This window comes from Protofrankia sp. CiP1_Cm_nod4, assembly GCF_982290645.1.
The window spans coordinates 8,877-15,851 of the sequence record NZ_CEVIVC010000111.1 but is presented as its reverse complement, the minus strand read 5'-3'; the positions used below and the strand labels follow the sequence as shown (position 1 = coordinate 15,851).

Sequence of the window (6,975 nt, the reverse complement as noted above, 5' to 3'; positions counted from 1 at the left end):
CCGCCGGCACCACAGGCCTGACGGACGCCGCCGCCTCCCGCGTCGGCTACCCGAATCCGCATGGTGCGGGTTGGCGGACAGCCAGCGAACAGTTGTAAGCGGCAGATAAATAAGTGAAACCCGGGACGGCCTTTGGCGCCGTCCGCGCCTTCCCCGTGCGCGGACGTTATCTACTCGTCCATCCCGGGTCCCACTGTCAGTGGACGCTAGGACCCAACCGCCGTCGGCGTCAATTCGCCGGGCGGAGCGCATCCGCCTGTTGTTTGTGCACTGTGTCTTCCCGCTGTGATCAGCGGTTCCGCGGCGTTGTGACGGTGTCCCGTTCCCGTCCGCCGGCCGGAGCGCGGCCTGCAGCCGGGCCTTCCTGTCGGCCTTGTGTCACGTGGTGGCCGGCACACGCGTGGTGGCCGGCACATACACCTGGGCGGGAACAGGCCGGCCGGGACGGCTGGACAGCCGCGTCCCGCCCGGCTCGACGGGCAGCGGCAGCAGCCCTGGCCCCTCCCGCGACCGTTCCGGGAAGTTGTCGCTATGTTTTGTTTCTGTTGTCACCGCCTCCGGTGTCGCCGCCGTCCTCGGTGTCACGGCCTCCGGCTGTTGTCACCGTCGCCGGTCGGTGCCGGGGCGCCGCCGGCCGGTACCCGGTCGCGGAGCATGCAGGTCAGGCGGGACGTGCACACCAGGCGCCCGGCATCGTCGGTGATCCGGATGTCGAAGGTGGCCAGGGACCGGCTGGCGTGTACCCGGGTCGCGACGCCGGTGACCGTCCCGGACGACGCGGCCCGGTGATGGGTGGCGCTGATCTCGATACCGACCGCCGCCCGGCTGGGACCGGCGTTCAGCATGGCGCCGACCGACCCGGCCGTCTCGGCCAGCACCACCGAGGCGCCGCCGTGCAGCAGCCCGTACGGCTGCCGGTTGCCCGCCACGGGCATGGTCGCGACCACGCGCTCGGTGCTCGCCTCGACGATCGTGATGCCCATCCGCTCGGCGAGCTCGCCGCGCCGGGTGTTGACCGCCGCCAGCACGGCCACCGGGTCGGAAGGGTCCACGACGATGACGTGGTCACCGGCGCCGCCGTCGGCCGGGCCGCGGCGAGCGGAGTCGTGATCGGAAGCCGTCGCTGTGTGTGATGGAACCGACGGGCCCGGCGCGCTCCCCGATGACGGGGCATTCCACGAAGTCTGCGAATCTGTCACGTCAAAAACCTACATATCTCCCCACCCGCGCACCGGCATGGCGTGGGGCCGGCATGGCGTGGGGCGGGCCGGCGAACCGCGATGGCGGCGTACCGGGCGCCGGGCCGCGGCGGGGGAGGGGCCGGGCCCGCGGGTCCGGCCGGCCAGGGCCGCCGCCCCGGGCGCCAGGCCGGTGATCTCTCCAGGGATGATCACGGACCGGGCCGGCGGCCGCCGCCCCGGGCGCCGGGCCGGTGACGGCGCGTTCCCTGCCGGAAGGACTGTCGGACCGTCTCCATAGAATTGCCGTCGTGCCCGCCACGACCACGACCTCCGGCAACCCCCCCGTCGGCAAGGCTGCTGCCGGCAAGGCTGCTGCCGGCCGGCCGTCGCGCGCGGCGTCCGCCCGGCCGGCCGGCGGCGCGGCGGCGGGGGCCACGGCGGGTGAACCGCGGCTGCTCCTCCTCGACGGCCACTCCCTGGCCTACCGGGCGTTCTTCGCGCTGCCGGTGGAGAACTTCTCCACCACGACGGGGCAGCCGACCAACGCCGTCTACGGCTTCACCTCGATGCTGATCAACGTGCTGCGGGACGAGCGCCCCACCCACGTCGCGGTGGCCTGGGACCTGCCGACCCCGACCTTCCGGCACACCCAGTACGCCGAGTACAAGGCGGGACGGGCCGAGACGCCCGCGGACTTCGTCGGTCAGGTCAGCCTCATCCACCAGGTGTGCGACTCCCTGGCCGTCCCCGGGGTCGCCGCCGCCGGCTACGAGGCCGACGACGTCATCGCCACGCTCGCCACCCAGGGCGCGGCCCTGGACATGCAGGTCCTCGTCGTCACCGGTGACCGGGACGCGCTGCAGCTCGTCGACGAGCGGGTGACGGTGCTGATGACCCGGCGCGGCATCAGTGACATGACCAGGTTCACCCCCGCCGAGGTGGAGGCGAAGTACGGCCTCACCCCGGCGCAGTACCCGGACTTCGCCGCGCTGCGCGGGGACCCGTCGGACAACCTGCCGTCGGTGCCCGGGGTGGGGGAGAAGACCGCCACCAAGTGGATCCAGCAGTTCGGGTCGCTGGCCGCCCTGGTGGACCGGGCCGACGAGGTCGGCGGGAAGGCGGGGGCCTCGCTGCGCGCGCACCTGGCCAACGTGATCCGTAACCGTTCCCTGACCGAGCTGGCCCGTGACGTGCCGCTGGCGGTCACACCCACCGACCTCCAGCTCCGGCCGTGGGACCGGGAGGCCGTCCACCAGCTCTTCGACACCCTGCAGTTCCGGGTGCTGCGGGAGCGGCTGTACGCGGCGCTGGGCACGGTCGAGCCCGAGGCCGACGCCGGCTTCGAGGTGACCGCGCGGGTGCTCGAGCCCGGGGAGGTGGCCGGCTGGCTGACCGCGCACACCGGCGGCGGGCAGCGCCTCGGCGTGTACGTCCGGGGCGGCTGGGGCCGGGGCACCGGCAGCGTGACCGGCCTCGCGCTCGCCACCGCCGCCGGCGCCGGCGCCTGGATCGACCCCACCGCGCTCACCGCGGACGACGACGCGGCGCTGGCCGCCTGGCTGGCCGACGAGCGCCGGCCCAAGGCCGCCCACGACGTCAAGGGGCCCATGCTCGCGCTCGCCGCCCACGGGTTCTCCCTCGCCGGTGTCACCAGCGACACCGCGCTCGCCGCCTACCTGGCCCTGCCCGGCCAGCGCACCTTCGACCTCGCCGACCTCGTCCTGCGCTACCTGCGGCGCGACCTGCGCCCGGAGACGTCCGGGACGGGGCAGCTGACCATCGACGGGTCGGACGAGACGGACGCCGCCGCCGCCGACGTCGTGCGGGCCCGCGCGACGCTGGAGCTCGCCGACGCCCTCGACGCCGACCTGGACCGCCGCGGCGCCACCGCGCTGCTGCGCGACGTCGAGCTCCCGCTGGTCACGGTGCTCGCCGGGATGGAGCGGGCGGGGATCGCGGCCGACACCGACCACCTGCTCGAGCTCCAGAAGCACTACGGCGCGCAGGTCACCGAGGTGGCCGCGCAGGCCCACGAGATCGTCGGCCGGCCGTTCAACCTCAGCTCGCCCAAGCAGCTGCAGGTGATCCTCTTCGACGAGCTGGGCCTGCCGAAGACCAAGAAGATCAAGACCGGCTACACCACCGACGCGGACGCGCTGGCCTGGCTGGCCACCCAGGCCGACCACCCGCTGCTGGCCGTGCTCCTGCGCCACCGTGACGTCGCCCGGCTGCGCACGGTGGTGGACTCGCTCATCCCGATGATCGACGACGCCGGCCGCGTCCACACGACGTTCAACCAGATGATCGCGGCGACCGGACGGCTGTCCTCGGCTGACCCCAACCTGCAGAACATCCCGGTGCGCACCGCCGAGGGCCGCCAGATCCGCCGGGCGTTCGTCGTCGGCTCGGGGTACGAGTCCCTGCTCACGGCCGACTACTCGCAGATCGAGATGCGTATCATGGCGCACCTCTCCGGTGACCAGGGGCTGATCGAGGCGTTCGCCTCGGGTGAGGACCTGCACACGTTCGTCGCCGCCCAGGCGTTCGGCATCCCGGTGGGCGAGGTCGACCCGGAGCTGCGCCGCCGGATCAAGGCCATGTCCTACGGGCTGGCCTACGGCCTGTCGGCGTTCGGGCTCGCCGGTCAGCTCGGCATCCACCCGGAGGAGGCCCGCGCGCAGATGGAGGCGTACTTCGCCCGGTTCGGCGGGGTGCGTGACTTCCTGCGCGGCGTGGTCGAACGGGCCCGCGCGGACGGCTACACCGAGACGATTCTCGGCCGCCGCCGCTACCTTCCCGATCTGACCAGTGACAACACGCAGCGACGGCAGATGGCCGAGCGGATGGCGCTCAACGCCCCCATCCAGGGCTCCGCGGCCGACATCATCAAGATCGCGATGCTCGGTGTCGACCGGCGGCTGCGGGAGCACGGGGCACGGTCACGGCTGCTGCTGCAGGTGCACGACGAGCTCGTCCTGGAGATCGCCCCGGGCGAGCGCGCCGACGTCGAGGCGCTGGTGCGCGCCGAGATGGGCGGGGCCTACCGGATGTCGGTCCCCCTCGAGGTCAGCGTCGGTTCCGGCCGGACATGGGACGACGCGGCGCACTGACATCTCCGGCGCCGTCCCGGCGCCATTCCCGTCACCGCCCGTCATTTCTGTCGCCCTCCGTCCTGTTGTCATCTTTTCTGTCGCCATCCGTTATTGTCCTTTTTACGCGGTTGCTGTCCGTTCTGTCGCCACGGACGTCTGCCACCGGATGCCCCGACGTGGGCGTGGACCGTCGGATTCGGGTTACTGTGGAGAAACGGCATCGTTCCCGTGTCGTGATATGAACGTCAACTAAATGTCCGGCCCGTTCCCATCCGTATCTCGCCGAGTGGGTTTTTCCCGGGTCCGGGCGGTCGCCCGGACAGGTGCAGGTGCGTCGCGGTGCGCGAGCGTCGCAGTGCGTGAGCCGCTCCCAGCTGTGGGCTGACAGGTTCCGCCGGCCCGGCGAGCCCCGTCGGCGAGCCTGGTGGAAAGACCGAGGCCCGGCAGCCATGTCGAGGCCCGGCGGAAAGGCATTGTGTCGTTGTCCGTGTAGTGCACCGATGGCCATGAAGTGGAGCCGTCTACGCCGTCGCGCCCGGCCGCCCCGGATCCGGGATATGTCCCGGACTCGGTCCATGCCCCGGATTCGGGTCATATTCCGGATTCGGCCGGTGCGGCCGTGGCGCCGCGCACCCGATGGCAGGAGGACCGATCGCCGTGAGCCTCTCGTTCTTCACGGACCGGCGGCTTTTCCTGATTGTTCTTTCCACGGTGGGCATCGTCGCGTTCACGGCGTTGGCCCTGCTGCCCGGCTCGCCGGGGCAGGACCGGCTCGCCACGTGGCTGGCGGCGGCGATCAGCGCGGCCAACCTGCTCGCGGCCATGCTGCTGGCCCGGATCGGCCCAAGAGCGCACCAGCTCCTGGTCTTCTCCTCACTGCTGGCCGTCACGATCGCGCTGGGCGGCAGCGACTCGGGCCGGGACAGCGACCTCTACCTGCTCTGGTACTTCTGGATCGCCGCCTACGCCGCGATGGTCGTCCGCCTGCGGGTCGCGCTCCTGCACGCGCTGGTCATCAGCGCCAGCGCGGTGCTGGGGGTTGCTCTCAAGGGCGACCTGTACCCCGGTGGGGCGGCGGTGGTGATGGCCATCGTCACGATCGTCGCCACCACCCTGGTGACGTTCTGGGTCGGCCGCTGGAACCATCTGCTGATCGTCCGTGACCTGCTGACGGGCCTGGCGAACCGGTCCGGCCTCGCCCACGCCGCCCAGCCGGCGATCGCCGCGGCGGTCGCCGACGGCCGGCACGCCGTCCTGGTGCTCCTCGACATCAACCGGTTCCGTGAGGTCAACGACGCCCTCGGCCATCCCGCCGGCGACCGGTTGCTCCAGGTCGTCGCGATGCAGCTGCGTAACGTGGCGACGGATCCCGCCCTGGTCGGACGTCTCGGCGGCGACGAGTTCGCCGTCGTCCTGTGCGGGCTCGAGCTGCCCGACGAGCCCGCCGCCGCCCACGAGCACCTGCGCGCGATCGGCCGTACCGTGATCAGGCAGCTGCGCGGCCCGTTCCGCATCGACGGGGTCGACGTGGAGGTGGAGGCCAGCGCGGGCGTGGCGGCCGCGCCGACGCACGGCACGACCCTCGGCACGCTGCTGCCGGCCGCGGACGCGGCCCTGCACGCGGCCGCCCGTGAGAGCGAGCGGGTCGGCGTCTGGGACGCGGGCATGGGCGGGGTACGCCCGTGGGAGCTCGCCCTGCACGCGCAGCTGCGCGCCGCGATCGCCGGTGACGAGCTGGTGCTGCACTACCAGCCGCTGCTGTCCTGCCAGACCGGCCGGATCGCCGGGGTGGAGGCGCTGTTGCGCTGGGCGCATCCGAGCCGGGGGCTGCTGGCGCCCGGCGCCTTCCTGCCGATGGCGGAACGGTCAACCCTGATCATCGACCTCACCGAGTGGGTGCTGGACGAGGCCCTGCGCCAGTGCGCGGACTGGGCCCGCGCCGGCGAGCACACCCCGGTGTCGGTGAACCTCTCGGCGCGCATGCTCGTCCGCGACGACCTGCCCGACCTGGTGTCGGAGACGCTGGGCCGGCACGGCCTGCCCGCCGACGTCCTGACCCTTGAGATCACCGAGAGCGCGCTGGTCACGCAGCCGGCGCGGGCCGCGGCCATGCTCCGGGAGCTGCGCACCCGCGGGGTCAAGCTGTCGCTGGACGACTTCGGCACCGGCTACAGCTCGATGGAGATCCTCAAGACCCTGCCGTTCGATGAAGTGAAGATCGACAAAGGGTTCGTCTCCGACGCCCACGGCAGCCTGCCCGACGTCGCGATCGTGCGCTCGGTCCTGGATCTCGGCCACCGGCTGGGGCTGCGCGTGGTCGGGGAGGGCGTCGAGGACGCCCGGGCCATGCGGATGCTGATGGAACTCGGCTGCGATCTGCTGCAGGGCGACGCGATCTCGTCCCCGCTGCCGCCCTCCGCGCACCTGCTGACGGTGCTACGCGCCGGCACCTACGAGGTGTCCCTGGCCCCCGTGGGCGGCACCGGGCCGCGGCCCGCCGGTGCCACGCACCCCGGCGGCGCGGAACCGCCATCTGACGGCGGGCCGCCATCTGACGGCGGGCCGGTAGCCGCCGCGCCGACAGCCGCCGCGGCCGCCGTGGCCGCCGCTGACGGGCCGGCACCCGAGGGCGGCCCGGGAACCGTCCGCGGGCCGGCATCCAGCGGCCCGCGGGCCGGCGGACGGCCAGAGCCAGAGCCAGA

The 6,975-nt window shown here is 72.8% G+C and carries 4 protein-coding genes; 2 read left to right on the top strand and 2 right to left on the bottom strand.

The features are described from left to right. Positions 1-378 precede the first annotated feature (378 nt). Positions 379-552 (bottom strand): hypothetical protein, encoded by a 174-nt coding sequence (locus AC5LSR_RS18155; protein ID WP_250286886.1) that lies wholly within the window; start codon positions 550-552, stop codon positions 379-381. Positions 553-581: 29 nt separating this feature from the next. After that, entirely contained in the window at positions 582-1,052 is a 471-nt protein-coding gene (locus AC5LSR_RS18150; RefSeq protein ID WP_493465179.1) for a PaaI family thioesterase, read from the bottom strand. Between the two features lie 437 nt (positions 1,053-1,489). Between AC5LSR_RS18150 and polA the strand changes: the two genes are divergently transcribed. Beyond that, positions 1,490-4,291: a DNA polymerase I gene (gene polA, locus AC5LSR_RS18145; RefSeq protein ID WP_250286883.1), complete on the top strand. Its 2,802-nt coding sequence runs from the start codon at positions 1,490-1,492 to the stop codon at positions 4,289-4,291. A 639-nt stretch (positions 4,292-4,930) separates the two neighbouring features. Beyond that, positions 4,931-6,975 (top strand): putative bifunctional diguanylate cyclase/phosphodiesterase (locus tag AC5LSR_RS18140; protein ID WP_493468715.1); only part of this gene is annotated, 2,045 nt, incomplete at its 3' end.